Origin of the sequence: Candidatus Sarcina troglodytae, assembly GCF_015708635.1 — a bacterium.
Lineage (GTDB): Bacteria > Bacillota > Clostridia > Clostridiales > Clostridiaceae > Sarcina > Sarcina ventriculi.
In genome coordinates, this window is the sequence record NZ_CP051754.1 from 543,606 (window position 1) to 557,884 (window position 14,279).

The 14,279-nt window shown below is 27.5% G+C and carries 16 protein-coding genes; 15 read left to right on the forward strand and 1 reads right to left on the reverse strand.

Features of this window, described 5'->3' with window-relative positions; all coding sequences use genetic code 11:
- Window positions 1-190 precede the first annotated feature (190 nt).
- The 14 genes from aroF (at window position 191) to ybaK (ending at window position 13,233) form a co-directional block, all read left to right on the forward strand.
- A complete protein-coding gene (gene aroF, locus HH195_RS02410) occupies window positions 191-1,204 on the forward strand; it encodes a 3-deoxy-7-phosphoheptulonate synthase (RefSeq protein WP_196371449.1) in 1,014 nt (337 codons plus the stop codon).
- Window positions 1,205-1,223: 19 nt separating this feature from the next.
- Entirely contained in the window at window positions 1,224-2,291 is a 1,068-nt protein-coding gene (gene aroB / locus HH195_RS02415) for a 3-dehydroquinate synthase (RefSeq protein ID WP_058992863.1), read from the forward strand.
- A 16-nt stretch (window positions 2,292-2,307) separates the two neighbouring features.
- A complete protein-coding gene (aroA, locus tag HH195_RS02420) occupies window positions 2,308-3,585 on the forward strand; it encodes a 3-phosphoshikimate 1-carboxyvinyltransferase (protein ID WP_196371450.1) in 1,278 nt (425 codons plus the stop codon).
- Window positions 3,582-4,652 (forward strand): chorismate synthase, encoded by a 1,071-nt coding sequence (gene aroC / locus HH195_RS02425; protein ID WP_196371451.1) that lies wholly within the window; start codon window positions 3,582-3,584, stop codon window positions 4,650-4,652. Before aroA ends, aroC begins: the two co-directional genes overlap by 4 nt.
- A gap of 22 nt (window positions 4,653-4,674) precedes the next feature.
- Window positions 4,675-4,956 carry a chorismate mutase gene (locus HH195_RS02430; protein ID WP_196371452.1) on the forward strand — a complete coding sequence of 94 codons (282 nt, stop codon included), beginning with the start codon at window positions 4,675-4,677 and terminating at the stop codon, window positions 4,954-4,956.
- A 3-nt stretch (window positions 4,957-4,959) separates the two neighbouring features.
- Window positions 4,960-5,787 (forward strand): shikimate dehydrogenase, encoded by an 828-nt coding sequence (gene aroE / locus HH195_RS02435; protein ID WP_196371453.1) that lies wholly within the window; start codon window positions 4,960-4,962, stop codon window positions 5,785-5,787.
- Window positions 5,788-5,792: 5 nt separating this feature from the next.
- Window positions 5,793-6,284, forward strand: a complete 492-nt coding sequence (locus HH195_RS02440; protein WP_243278533.1) for a shikimate kinase — start codon at window positions 5,793-5,795, stop codon at window positions 6,282-6,284.
- Window positions 6,285-6,518: 234 nt separating this feature from the next.
- A complete protein-coding gene (locus HH195_RS02445) occupies window positions 6,519-7,811 on the forward strand; it encodes an alpha-amylase family glycosyl hydrolase (RefSeq protein WP_196371454.1) in 1,293 nt (430 codons plus the stop codon).
- Window positions 7,812-8,103: 292 nt separating this feature from the next.
- Window positions 8,104-8,679: a manganese efflux pump MntP gene (locus tag HH195_RS02450; RefSeq protein WP_196371455.1), complete on the forward strand. Its 576-nt coding sequence runs from the start codon at window positions 8,104-8,106 to the stop codon at window positions 8,677-8,679.
- 605 nt (window positions 8,680-9,284) lie between these two features.
- Window positions 9,285-10,553, forward strand: coding sequence for a murein hydrolase activator EnvC family protein (locus tag HH195_RS02455; RefSeq protein WP_196371456.1), 1,269 nt, complete (start codon window positions 9,285-9,287; stop codon window positions 10,551-10,553).
- Between the two features lie 212 nt (window positions 10,554-10,765).
- Complete coding sequence (speD, locus tag HH195_RS02460; RefSeq protein ID WP_055258351.1) at window positions 10,766-11,179, forward strand: adenosylmethionine decarboxylase; 414 nt, start codon at window positions 10,766-10,768, stop codon at window positions 11,177-11,179.
- A gap of 27 nt (window positions 11,180-11,206) precedes the next feature.
- Window positions 11,207-12,052: a polyamine aminopropyltransferase gene (speE, locus tag HH195_RS02465; RefSeq protein WP_058992878.1), complete on the forward strand. Its 846-nt coding sequence runs from the start codon at window positions 11,207-11,209 to the stop codon at window positions 12,050-12,052.
- Window positions 12,053-12,223: 171 nt separating this feature from the next.
- Window positions 12,224-12,733, forward strand: a complete 510-nt coding sequence (locus HH195_RS02470) for a hypothetical protein (protein WP_055258354.1) — start codon at window positions 12,224-12,226, stop codon at window positions 12,731-12,733.
- 14 nt (window positions 12,734-12,747) lie between these two features.
- The gene (gene ybaK / locus HH195_RS02475) at window positions 12,748-13,233 is read left to right on the forward strand and encodes a Cys-tRNA(Pro) deacylase (protein ID WP_371811668.1); all 486 of its coding nucleotides are present in this window, start codon (window positions 12,748-12,750) and stop codon (window positions 13,231-13,233) included.
- A 33-nt stretch (window positions 13,234-13,266) separates the two neighbouring features.
- Here ybaK and HH195_RS02480 read toward each other — a convergent pair whose 3' ends face one another.
- On the reverse strand, window positions 13,267-13,569 hold the full coding sequence (locus tag HH195_RS02480; RefSeq protein ID WP_055258358.1) for a hypothetical protein: 303 nt from the start codon (window positions 13,567-13,569) through the stop codon (window positions 13,267-13,269).
- A gap of 263 nt (window positions 13,570-13,832) precedes the next feature.
- Here HH195_RS02480 and HH195_RS02485 point away from each other — a divergent pair, with 263 nt between their 5' ends.
- Window positions 13,833-14,192, forward strand: coding sequence for a DUF2164 family protein (locus tag HH195_RS02485; protein WP_055258361.1), 360 nt, complete (start codon window positions 13,833-13,835; stop codon window positions 14,190-14,192).
- Window positions 14,193-14,279: the final 87 nt, after the last annotated feature.

The window sequence follows — 14,279 nt, forward strand, 5'->3', positions numbered from 1 at the left end:
TTAATACTTAAAGTTAACTCTAAGTCAAGAGTTTTTTATTAGATTTTAAAATTTTAATGAATTTTACATATAATATAATTAGGAGAGGGTGTTGCGATGATTAAAAAATAATTATTTAAAATAAAAATAGAATTTTGTACATATAAAACCATAATAATAAAGATACAAATACAATTTAAGGAGAGCAAAAATGATAGTAAAATTAAATCCCAAAACAAAAAGTGAAGATATTGAAAGATTAATAAAAGAGGTAGAAGACTTAGGTGTAAGTGCTTCCTTAATTGAAGGATTTGAAAAATCAGTAATAGGTTTAGTTGGGGATACTACTCTAATAGATGAGAAAAAATTAGAGGGTAATAAAATAGTTGAGAAAATAACTAAAGTTCAAGAGCCGTTTAAAAAGGCAAATAGAATGTTTCATCCTTTAAATTCAGTATATGATGTATTAGGAGAAAAAATTGGTGGTGAAAAGATTGCGTTAATTGCAGGTCCATGTTCAGTAGAAAGTGCAGAACAAATAACTAATATTGCTTCTAGTGTTAAAATGTGTGGAGCAGGATTTCTAAGAGGTGGGGCGTTTAAGCCAAGAACTTCACCATATAGTTTTCAAGGATTAGAACTTCAAGGACTAGAACTTTTAAAATTAGCTAAAAAGAAAACTGGACTACCCATAGTTACTGAAATAATGTCAACAAGTATGATTGAAAAATTTAATGAAGAGGTAGATATAATACAAGTTGGAGCAAGAAATATGCAAAATTTTGACCTTTTAAAAGAACTTGGAAAAATAAAAAAGCCAATACTTTTAAAAAGAGGATTATCAGCAACTATAGAGGAATTATTAATGTCAGCTGAATATATAATGGCTGGGGGTAATGAGCAAGTCATTCTTTGTGAAAGAGGTGTAAGAACTTTTGAAAATTATACAAGAAATACTTTAGATTTAAGTGCGATTCCTGTAATTAAAAAATTAAGTCATCTTCCAATTATAATAGACCCAAGTCATGCAACGGGTAAATCATGGATGGTAGAGCCTTTATCTAAAGCTGCCATAGCAGCAGGAGCGGATGGACTTATAATAGAGGTTCATAATGACCCTAAAAATGCTCTTTGTGATGGGCAACAATCAATAACTCCTGAAGAATATAAAATATTGGTTGAAAAACTAAAGAAAATAGCAAATGCAGTAGATAGAGAAATTTAAAGAAAAGAGTTGACTTATATTGAAAAAATTAAAGGTTAATCTTAAAGATAGAAGTTATAATATTTTAATAGATAAAAATTTGAAAAAAGATTTTGGAAAACTTATAAAAGAAGTTTTTAATGGAAAAAAGATATGTGTAATAACTGATGATAATTTAAATAGTTTATATGGAGATTTTTTAAGTGATGTACTAAAAAGTGAAGGCTTTTTAGTTAATGTAGTTTCAATAACTCCAGGTGAAAAGAGCAAAAATTTTAACACCGTTATTCCAATATATGATAAACTTTTAGATTTTAATTTAACAAGGAGTGACTTAATAGTTGCTTTTGGTGGAGGAGTTGTGGGAGATTTAGCAGGATTTATAGCTGCTACTTTTTTAAGAGGAGTAAAATTTATTCAAATACCAACATCACTTTTAGCTCAAGTAGATTCAAGTGTTGGAGGGAAAGTTGGAATTGATATTGATAGGGGGAAAAATTTAGTAGGTGCTTTTTATCAACCAAGTCTTGTTTTAATTGATACTAAAATGTTAGAAACTCTTCCAGAAAAATTTTTAAATGATGGTATGGGAGAGGTAATAAAATATGGATGTATAAAAGATAAAAGTCTTTTTGAGAGATTAAGTATTTTTAGAGATAAGATAGAGTTTTTAGAAAATATAGATGAGATAATATATACTTGTTGTGATATAAAAAGGCAAGTGGTTGAAAATGATGAAAAAGATACTGGAGAAAGAATGATATTAAACTTTGGTCATACATTAGGTCATAGTATAGAGGTTAACTATGGTTTTGAACGCTATACTCATGGTGAGGGTGTTGGCATTGGAATGTATTTAATAACTAAAATAAGTGAAAGTTTAGCTTTAACAAAACCTAAAACAGCAGAGAAAATAAAAAATTTATTGATAAAATATAATCTTCCTTTTGAAACTTGTAAGAGAGTAAACAACGAGGAAATTAAAAGGTCTATATTGAGTGATAAAAAAAATTTAGAAGGTAATTTAAATGTTATATTACTAAAAGATATAGGAGAGAGTTTTATTTATAAAACAGATATTAGTTTTTTTAATGGTTTAGAATGTTAAGTAAAATGGAGGAAAAATGAAAGAAGTAACTATAATTCCTAAAAGGTTAGGTGGTTTTTTGAAGATACCGCCTTCAAAAAGCATGGCTCACAGGGCTATTATATGTGCAGGTCTTAGCAAGGGAAATAGCATCATAGAAAATATTGAGTATTCTAATGATATTATAGCAACCATAAATGCTATGAGGGCTTTAGGAGTAAATATAATTGAGGATAAAGATAGACTTATAATAAATGGAGAAAATATATTTAGTAATGATTCAAGGGTTATAGATTGTAATGAGTCTGGGTCAACTTTAAGATTTTTAATGCCTATAGCTTTGATAAAAAAAGGAGAATCAAGGTTTTTAGGTGAAGGTAACTTAGGAAAAAGACCTTTAAAAACATATTATGATATTTTTAAAAAGCAAGGGATTGCCTATACCTATGATGAGGGTATTTTAAATACTTTTGTTAAGGGAAATTTAAAAGCTGATGAATTTAGGGTAGAGGGTAATATAAGTTCTCAATTTATAAGCGGACTTTTATTTGCGCTTCCTCTTTTAGATGGTGATTCAAAAATAGTCATAACAACTAATCTTGAGTCTAAGGGATATATTGATTTAACTTTATTTATGTTAGATAAGTTTGGAATTAAAATAGAAAATTTAAATTATAAAGAATTTAGGATTAAAGGGAATCAAAGTTATAAGCCTTTTAATTATAGGGTTGAAGGAGATTATTCTCAAGGAGCTTTCTTTTTTGCGGCTGGAGCATTAGGAAATAACATTGCATGTTATGATTTGGAAGAAAAATCAAAACAAGGTGATAAAGAAGTTTTGGATATTTTAGAGAATATGGGCAATACTTTAATAAAAGAATTTAAGGAAGATAAAAAAATAGGATTAAGTATTGTTAGTAAAGATTTAAAGGCAAGTGTAATTGATGCATCACAATGTCCTGATATAATTCCTATTATAGCTGTTGTTGCTTCGGTAGCGAAGGGCGAAACAAGAATAATTAATGGAGAAAGGCTTAGAATAAAGGAATGTGATAGATTAAGTGCAATAGCTACAGAACTTAAAACTTTAGGTGCAGATATTAAAGAAACTGATGATGGTCTTATAATAAATGGTGTAAAAAATCTTAAGGGTGGAAAAGTTTCAAGTCATAATGATCATAGAATAGCTATGAGTTTAGCTATTGCATCTACTGTATGTATAGGGAATGTGGTTATAGATAATGGAGAATGTGTTAAAAAATCTTATCCGAATTTTTGGAGTGATTTCGAAAGTTTAGGAGGAAAAATAGAATGAGTGGGAATTTTGGAAAAAAGATAAATTTATCTATTTTTGGTGAATCTCATGGCAAGGCTATTGGTATTGTTATAAATGGTATCGAACCTGGCATAAAGATAGATTTAGAGAAAATAAAAAAAGATATGGCAAGGCGTGCTCCTGGAAGAAATACTTTGTCCACTCAAAGAAAAGAAGGAGATAATTTTGAAATTTTAAGTGGTTTTTTTGAGGGATATACAACTGCAACCCCACTTTCTGTAATAATTAAAAATAATGATATAAAATCTAAAGATTATTCAAAGATAAAGGATTTAGTGAGACCAAGTCATGGAGATTTTTCTGGTTTTGTTAAATATAATGGGTTTAATGATTATAGGGGTGGAGGTCATTTTTCAGGAAGGATAACAGCTCCTTTAGTGTTTGCTGGGGCTTTAGCAAAACAAATATTAGAATCAAAAGGAATTTATGTAGGTGCTCATATACAAAGGGTTGGAAAAGTTGAGGATGATAGCTTTGATAGAGTTAATTTAAATAAAGAAGTTTTAGATTCTATATTAGTCAAAGAGTTGCCTTTGTTAAATAACGAGAAAATAGATGAAATAAAGAGAGAGATACTAAATGCAAGACAAAATGGAGATTCTGTGGGGGGAGCCATAGAATGTAGTTTGATAGGAATAAACCCTGGTATTGGTAATCCATTTTTTGATTCTTTAGAAAGTGTAATAGCTCATTTAGCTTTTTCAGTTCCAGCAGTAAAAGGAATAGAGTTTGGATTAGGATTTGACTTTGCAAAAGAAAATGCATCAAAAGTAAATGATGAATATCACATTAAAAATGGTAAGATTAGGACATATACAAATAATAATGGTGGAATAGTTGGAGGGATAACAAATGGAATGCCAGTTGTTTTTAGAGTTGCAATAAAACCGACTCCATCTATAAGTAAAGAACAAAGAACTGTAAATATAAAAACAATGGAAGAGGGAATATTAAAGATAGAAGGGCGACACGATCCTTGTATTGTTCAAAGGGTTGTTGTTGTAATAGAGGCAATAGCGGCGTTAGCTGTATTAGAACTTTTATAATTTATATGAAAGAGGTGATTTTTTGAAAGATTTAAATGAGTGCAGAAAAAGAATAGACGAAATAGATGGTACACTTATAGCGCTTTTTGAAGAAAGAATGGAAATAGCTACAAGCGTGGCGGACTATAAGATAAAAAATAATTTACCTATATTTAATAAGGAAAGAGAAAAGCAAGTTATAGAAAAAAATTTATCTAAAATAAAAAATAAAGATATAAAGAAATATGGAGAAAAAATGCTTCATTGTCTTATGGATTTAAGTAAAGACTATCAAAGAGCTTTAAGTGATAAGGATAAGAGGTAACAAATGAGGAATTTTGGATTATTAGGGGAGAAGTTAGGTCATAGTTTATCTCCTGAAATACATAGGATAATTTTTAAAAAGTTAAATATAGAAGGAACATATGCTTTATTTGAAATAAAAAAAGAGAATTTTTGTAAGGCTTTAGATAGTGTCAAAACTTTAAATATACAAGGAGTTAATGTAACAATTCCTTATAAAGAAGATATTATAAAGCAAATTGAATTTATATCTTGTGAGGCTAAAAGAATTGGTGCTATAAATACTGTTAAAATTATAGATAATAAAGTTTTTGGATATAATACGGATTATTATGGTTTTGGATATATGTTATCTAAAGGAAGTATTTCTATAAAAGGAAAAGATTTTTATGTTTTAGGTTCTGGAGGAGCAGCAAAAGCTGTTGTTGCTTATCTTGAAGATAATGGGGCAGAATCAATAAATTTAGTTTCAAGAAATAAAAAAAATGCAAAAGAAAGTTTTAGTGGCTTTGATGTAAATGTCATTGATTATGATGATTTAAAAAAGAAAAAAGGATATTGCATAATAAATACAACTCCAGTTGGAATGTATCCTAAAATAGATTTTTCACCAGTTGACAAGAAAGTAATAATTAATTTTAATGTTGCCGTAGATATAGTTTATAATCCATTAGAAACTAAATTCTTAAAGATAGCTAAAGATTCAGGGTTAAAATGTATTGATGGATTGTATATGCTAGTTGGACAAGGCGTGAAAGCAGAGGAGATTTGGAATGATATAAAAATAGATAATGAGATACTAGATATAATATATGAAAGATTAAAGAATATTCTAAATAATAAAGAGGTGTAAACTGCTTGGGGAAAAGTGTTTTATTAATTGGTATGCCAGGTTGTGGCAAGACAACTTTAGGTGAAAAATTAGCAAAAAGCATAGGATATGATTTTGTTGATATGGATAGGTTTATAGAAGAAAAAACGGGAAAGAGTATAGTAGAAATTTTTAAAAGTGGAGAAAAGAATTTTAGAGATATAGAAACCACTACATCTGAAAAACTGGGAAAATTAAAAGGAGTTGTAATATCATCAGGCGGTGGAATTGTAACGAGAAAACAAAATATTGATTATTTTAAAAATTTTACAATTATATTTATAAATAGATCGTTAGATTTAATAGTAAGTGATATAGACATAGAAAATAGACCACTTTTAAAGGATAAAAAAGACCGATTGTATGACTTATATAATGAAAGAATAAATTTATATAAGACATTTGGAGAAAAACACATATTAAATGATTCTACAATAGATGTTGCAATAGAGCGATTAAAGGAAGCTATCATTTATTAAACTAGCAATATAATTTAAATATTAATCGTAAATTAAAAATATAATTTAAGTTTGAAGAATATAGAATCTCACAGTATGAAATAATTAAGTACTGTGGGATTATTTTAATTTATAGGATTAAACATTAAATTTTAAAAACATAAAATATATGGAGAGATAATTATTTTAAATATTATGTTTAATTCTATTAAGACGCAAGGTATTTTAAGAATTGAAGAATGGAGATGAGTTTATATGTGGTATGAAAATGCAATTATTTATCATATTTATCCTTTAGGCTTTTGTAATGCACAACAGTTTAACGATTTTAAAATGAAACCTATAAACAGGATAAAAAAAGTCGGAGAGTGGGCACAATATTTAAAAGATTTAGGGGTTAATACAGTGTTTTTAGGCCCTGTATTTGAATCAAGTAGTCACGGTTATGATACAGCCAATTATTTAAAAATAGATAGAAGACTTGGAACTAACGAGGATTTTAAAGAGGTTTGTAAAATTTTGCATAGTCTTGGAATTAGAATTGTCTTAGATGGTGTTTTTAATCATGTGGGAAGAAATTTTTGGGCGTTTTCTGAATTTTTAAAAAATCGTTCTCATAAAGAATGGTTTAATATCAATTTAGCAGGAAATAGTCCTTATAATGATGGATTTTGGTATGAAGGTTGGGAAGGTCATTATGAACTTGTAAAACTTAACTTATTTAATAAAGAAGTTAGAGATTATTTATTAAGTGTTATTAAATTTTGGATAGATGAATTTTTAATAGATGGTATAAGATTTGATGTGGCTTATTCTTTAAATCATGACTTTATAAAAGAAGTTCACAATATGACAAAGAAAAGTGGTAGAGATTTTTGGCTTATGGGTGAAATGATTCATGGTGATTATAATTCAATTATGAATGATACCATGATGGATTCAGTTACAAATTATGAGTGTTATAAGGGAATTTACTCAAGTTTCAATTCAAGAAATATGTTTGAAATTGGATATTCTTTAAACAGACAATTTGGAGAAGAAGGGTGGTCTTTATATAAAAATAAACTTTTATATACTTTTGTAGATAATCATGATGTAACGAGATTTGCTACTATAATAAAAGAAAAAGCCCATATTCCTTTAGGATATGCATTAATGTTTGCAATGCCAGGAATACCTTCTATATATTACGGTTCAGAATGGGCAATAGAGGGAGAAAAATCTAAAGGAGATAGTGTTTTAAGACCAAGTTTAGAAAAACCTATTAAAAATTATTTATCAGATTATATCAAAAAATTATGTCAAATAAGAAAAAATAGTAAAGCATTACAAATTGGAAGTTATAAAACTATTTTTCAAACTAATAATCAATTTGCTTTTTTAAGGGAATATAATGGGGAAAAAGTAGTTTTTGCTGTTAATATAGATGATAAACCATATACTATAAATTTAAAGTGGGTAAATGGAGAAAATCTTTTAGATGGAGCAAGGGTTCAAGGACAAATTAACTTAAAGAGCTTTGACAGTGCTTTTATAAAGATAATTTGAGATTTATAAAATTTTTATTGTAAAATGTGTTTAGATAGGTATTTAAATTTTTTTAATAAAATAAAATACTTGCAATAATAGCAAGTGTTTGTTAATATAATTTAGTAAATTAAATAACCTAAGGTTTAAAGCCGTAGGGGAGTAGTTAGCTCAATTTTAGATAAGAGTTATTAAGTCAACATCTTGATTTTTAAAATCTGGCTTAATATTAAATAACGAGACCTATGGGTAGTATTAACATACTACCCATAGGTCTTTTATTTTGAATTATTATATAGGAGGAATTATTTTAATGAGTTTTTTAACAATTTTTTTAACTGGAGTAGGTCTTGCTATGGATGCCTTTGTTGTATCTTTAACTCAAGGTATGGCATTGAAAGGAGGAAGTGGTGATAAAAAGCATATAAAGCTTGCAGTAAAATTAGCAGCATATTTTGGAGCTTTTCAGGCTATAATGCCAATTATAGGATGGATATTAGGTAGATATTTTGAGAAATACATATTATCTTTTGATGATTATATAGCTTTTGCTCTCTTGTTACTTGTTGGAGGAAAAATGCTTTACGATTCACTTAAGGGTGGTGATGAAGAAGAGGTAAAATCTGATTTAAAGCATAAGCAAATAATAGCATTAGCTATTGCAACTAGTATAGACGCATTAGCTGTTGGTGTAAGTTTTGCATTCTTAAACGTATCTATAAGTTCAGCAGCTATAATAATAGGTTTAACAACTTTTGTTATTTGTTTTATAGCAGTTATTTTAGGAAAGAAAATAGGAAGTTTTTTTCAAAAATATGCAGAAATTGCTGGTGGGGTTATATTAATTCTTATGGCTCTTAATATACTTATTCAAAATATAATTTTGTAAATTAGTTCTGTAAATAATGTTTAAAAAGATATTAATTTGTAGATAACGGTTAAAATTTGAGCTTTGAAATAAAAGCTGCATAAAAATAGATTTAATTTAAAAGTTGTGAATTTTTTGTAAATAATTCAAAGGATTCACAACTTTTTTTAGAAATAAGTTTAATTTTTATGGGATATAAAACAATAAAATCATAATAATTATAGTTTACGTTATTTACCATTATAAAAGGGTTTAAAGTAGTTTTATAAAATAAAAATATCTAAAAAAATTTACACAAGGATAACGATAACAAATTTAAGTTAATTATATAAAAAACCTATAAAAATGAAAATTTGTATTAAAAAATATATTATGCTATAATATGTTATAAAATAAAGTGCAAAAATTATATAGTTTTATCAAAGCAATTAAATAATCTTAAATATGTTATTAAGATTGAGTATTTTATGAAATGAGGATTCATGGTTATCTATTTTTAGGATAAAAAGTTAATCCTATATTGAATGCGAATATTTCATAAGTATTGAAAGTAATTGTGTAGATAAAATGTACTGTGTAATATATGTAGATAGCCATGGAAAAATAAAATGGTGGGTGATTTAATAATGAAAAGGACAAGAATAACAGCATTGGTATTAAGCTTAGTAGTAGGTAATACAGTTTTATTACCAACTGGTATTCAAGTACAAGCACAGACGGCAGAGGAAGTTAGACAAGAAATTAAAGAAAATGAGAATAAAATAAATAGTTTAGATGAAGAGAAACAAGAGATTGTAGGGCAAAAAAGTGAGGTTCAAGAAAAGTTAAATGAAATAAAATCTCAATTAGATGAAAAAAATGTACTACTTAATGAATCTCAAAACAAGGTAAATGAATTAAATAGTAAAATAAGTGACTTAGAAAATCAGATAAATAATTTTAATAGTGAAATAGAAAATATAGAAAACGACATAACAATAAAAGAAAATGAGATTGCTGAGAGAGAAGAAATATTAGGACAAAGATTAAGAGGAGTTTATAAAAGTAGTATCGGAAGCGAAATTCTAAATCTTGTTTTAAGTGCCGATAATTTAGGTGATATTATAAGTGTTCTTTCAAATGTTAAGGTTTTAGTTCAAACAGATAATGACCTTATAAATCAAATAGCTGAAATGAAAGAAGATTTACAAAATCAAAAGGTTAATCTTGAAGATAGAAAATCTCAAGTAGAAAAAGATAAAACTGATTTAGAAAGTGCAAAATCAGAACTTAGTGAAGTTACTAAGCAATATGAAAATCAGGTAAATGAACTTAAAGGTTTAGAAGAAGAACAAAGTGCAGAAATGGCAAAATTGACTGATGAAGAAAGAACCATACAAGATGAGATAAATAAGTATAAAGAGGATAATGCAAATTTAGAGCAATATTTTAGCAATACAACTAGCACTACATCAGTTGCAAGATATAGTGGTGATAATACAGCAGCTATAAGCAATGTTGGAGGTAGTAGTAGTGGATTTATTAAACCTTCTGGTGGAGGAGTTACTTGCCCATATGGACCAAGAATACATCCTGTAACAGGAGTTAATAGTATTCATACGGGAGTTGATTTTGGTGCTTCTTATGGTTCACCTATTGTGGCAGCTAAGGCAGGTGTAGTTACGACAGCTACATATAATACTGCTTATGGAAATATGATTATTATAGATCATGGAGATGGTACAAGCACTCTTTATGCTCATGCATCAAGTTTTGCAGTATCTGTTGGACAAAGTGTGAGTCAAGGACAAACAATAGCTTATGTAGGTTCGACAGGATATAGTACGGGACCACATTTACATTTTGAAATTAGGATAAATGGGCAGCATGTAAATCCTTTACCGTATCTTCAATAATAATGTAGGAGTGGTATAACCCCACTCCTACATTTATGTTATACAAAACAAATGGTGGAAATAAGCTAAATAAACACAATATAGGTGTTGACATTTACATTAAATAGTATATAATAAAAATCAATGTTTAATATAAATGGATATTAAGTTTAGTAATACTATACTTTAGATTTATAAAAAATACTAATATCATATTCGGAGGTTATTTGCAAATGAAGGTTGAGCAATTAGGTAGACATATACTAATAGAATATTATAATTGTGATAGAGAGATACTAAAGGATCATGAATTGATTGAAAAATTTATGTGTGAAGCTGCTGAAAGAGCTAATGCTACAATAGTTACAAGCTGTTTTCATAGATTTAATCCTTGGGGGGTAAGTGGTGCTGTTATAATACAAGAATCTCACTTAACAATTCATACATGGCCAGAATATGGATATGCTTCAGTAGATTTATATACTTGTGGAGATACAGTTAATCCATGGGATGGATTTGATTATTTAGAAGATGTTTTAAGAGCAGAAAGAAGTGAATCAACTGAAATAGCTAGAGGTATGGTTGAAAAAATAAGAAGATTTTCAAATGTGGAAGATGAGATTATAGTTCATAAGCCAATGGCTTAAAAGTTATATTTCTAAGGAGGAAGAGCTATGGAACTTTGGTATACAGAAAATCAAACTGAAAATATAAAATTTTCAGCAAGAGTAAAAGAAACAGTCTATTCAAAGAAAAGTGACTTTCAACAAATTGACATAATTGATACATATGAACTTGGAAGAGTTCTAGTTATCGATGGATGGACAATGATAACAGAGAAAGATGAATTTATATATCATGAAATGATAGTACATGTTCCTATGTCAGTAAATAAAGATATAAAAAATGTTTTGGTAATAGGAGCAGGTGATGGTGGTACTGTTAGAGAATTAACTAGATATTCTACAATAGAGAAAATAGATATGGTAGAAATTGATGAGGTTGTTGTTAGGGCTTCTCAAGAATTTTTACCATTTACAGCATGTAAATTAGATGATCCAAGAGTTAATTTATATTTCCAAGATGGTTTAGAGTTTGTTAAAGGAAAAGTTAACGAATATGATTTAATAATAGTTGATTCAACAGATCCAATAGGACCTGGGGAAGGGTTATTTACTAAGGAGTTCTATACTGATTGCTACAATGCTTTAACTGAAAAAGGTATTCTTGTGAATCAAGGAGAAAGTCCTTATTATAGCAATAATGCAAGAGAAATGCAAAGAAGTTTCTCTAAGATAAGAGAGATATTCCCAATATCAGAGGCTTATCAATATAATATGCCAACTTATGCATCAGGACATTGGATGTTTGGATTTGCATCAAAAGTATTACATCCAACAAAGGATTTTAATGCAACTTATTGGAACTCATTAAATTTAGAGACTAAGTATTATAATACAGATTTACATTTAGGTGCGTTTGCTTTACCTAATTATGTTAAAAAATTACTTAATAAATAAATTACTAAATAGATTATAAGTTTTGTTTAGCTTATAATCTATTTTTGTTTTTAAATAAATAGTTTAACTTTGTATATAATAAAAATAGGTACAACATTAATGTACCTATTTTATTTTTTATATATTTAAATAGAAAGGTTATTAGAATTTTAAAGTTCTAATTTGAAAATCATGAAAATCACAGTTAAGGAATTGGTTACTTTATCAATGTTAGGTTCACTTATGTTTTTAGGTCAATATATATTTCAGTTTATTCCAAACATTGAGGTTGTAAGTTTATTTATTATAATTTTTTCTCTTATTTACAGATACAAAACTTTGTATAGTATAACGCTATTTATTATGTTAATGGGAATTTTTTATGGATTTGGTCTATGGATTTTAGGATATTTGATAATATGGCCGCTTTTATGTGTGATGACTATTATTTTAAGTAAATATTTAAAAGAAAATTATTTCATACTTTCATTGTTTTCTGCTACATTTGGTTTCTTATTTGGAGCATTTTATGCTATACCATATATTTTTGTTGGTGGTGCTAGTTTAGCCTTTGTATACTGGATTAGTGGAATTGTTTTTGATATTATCCATATGATAGGTAATTTTTTTATAATGTTATTTGTGGGAAAGACATTATATAATATTATAGTAAAAATAAATATGCTTTATTTAAAATTATAAAATATAGAAATGGTGTGATGAAAATGGGAAATGTTAAGACTAATGCTATGCGTATATTAGATTCAAAGAAAATCGAGTATATTGTTAGTACATATGATAATAAAGATGGAAAAATAGATGGAGTGTCAGTAGCACAAAAAATAAATAAAAATCCTAAAGAGGTTTTTAAAACATTAGTAACACAAGGAAGCGATAGAGAGCTTTTTGTTTTTGTTATTCCAGTTGAGAGTGAGCTTGATTTAAAAAAAGCTGCTAAAGTTGCGAAAGAAAAAAATGTTGAAATGATACCTGTTAAAGATATAAATAAACATACAGGGTATATTAGAGGAGGATGTTCTCCAATAGGAATGAAAAAAATGTATAAGACATTTATAGATACTTCAGCAAAGGATTTAGATATTATCGTAGTTAGTGCTGGAAAAATAGGAGTTCAAGTCCAATTAAAACCTGACGATTTAATTAAAGTTACCTCTGGAGAATTTGCTGATATATCAAGATAGAATTTAGGCTGTATTTAAATACAGCCTAAATTTTTAATATCTTTTTTTTAACATGTATACGCCTAAAAGACCTAAAGAAATTCCAGCTCCTGCAATTGCAAGGGTTTTACATTTATTACTTTCCATCATTTCTTTTAAGCAACATTTATTATTTCCTAGAAAATCATGATTAAAAAGCTTATGCTTTGTTGTTTTATCATGTTCATAATTATTGTAAGAAGGTTCAATATTGTGTTTATAAGAGTAATAATTGTTGTAAGATTTTTTAGGGATTTTAGTCATTTTTCTAAGATTTTTTAGTGTTTTTTTGTTATTTATACCAATGTTTAAGCTCATATTTTTACCTATAAATTATAGGGTAGTCACCATCCTTTCTTTTTGACATTTCTATATAAATAAAATGTTCTTATATATTATTAGCAATTTTTTATGATATAAACATAAATATTATTAAATTAACTTTTTAACTCAAAATTAAGAACAAAACATAATAAAAACTAATAAAATATATTATAGCTTTTACTTTTATTTATGGTAACTATGGTTGCTTTAGATGAATAAAATATATAGCCTAAATAGTTGAAAAGGAGTGAGATGCCTTGAGTGATAATTCATATGATTATAGTAAACAAGATGGTTATTACGGAAGTAAAGAAGATTATTATGATGCAGATGGGAATTGCTATAATTTTATTTGTAATAGTTTCTTTAAAAATAAAGGGTTGGAAAATAAGAATATAAAGTTAAATTTAACAGCTGAAAAAAGGGCTAAGTTAGAGAAGGATATTAAAGAGTATTTTAATGAAAGAAGTAATAAAGAATTAAAAGATGAGGATTTTGGTATATTTTTAGATTTTTTTGTGGAAAAGGTTATGCCAGAGATATATAATGAAGGCATAGTAGATGCTTATATTTACGTAATTGAAAAGATAGAATCGCTTTTAGAAGTTAGGGAATAATTATAGTGTATACCTCTCTGATATTTTTAGAGGGGTTTTTTTATTTGTGGATATATGCTAGATAATTAATATAAAATTAGTTTTAAA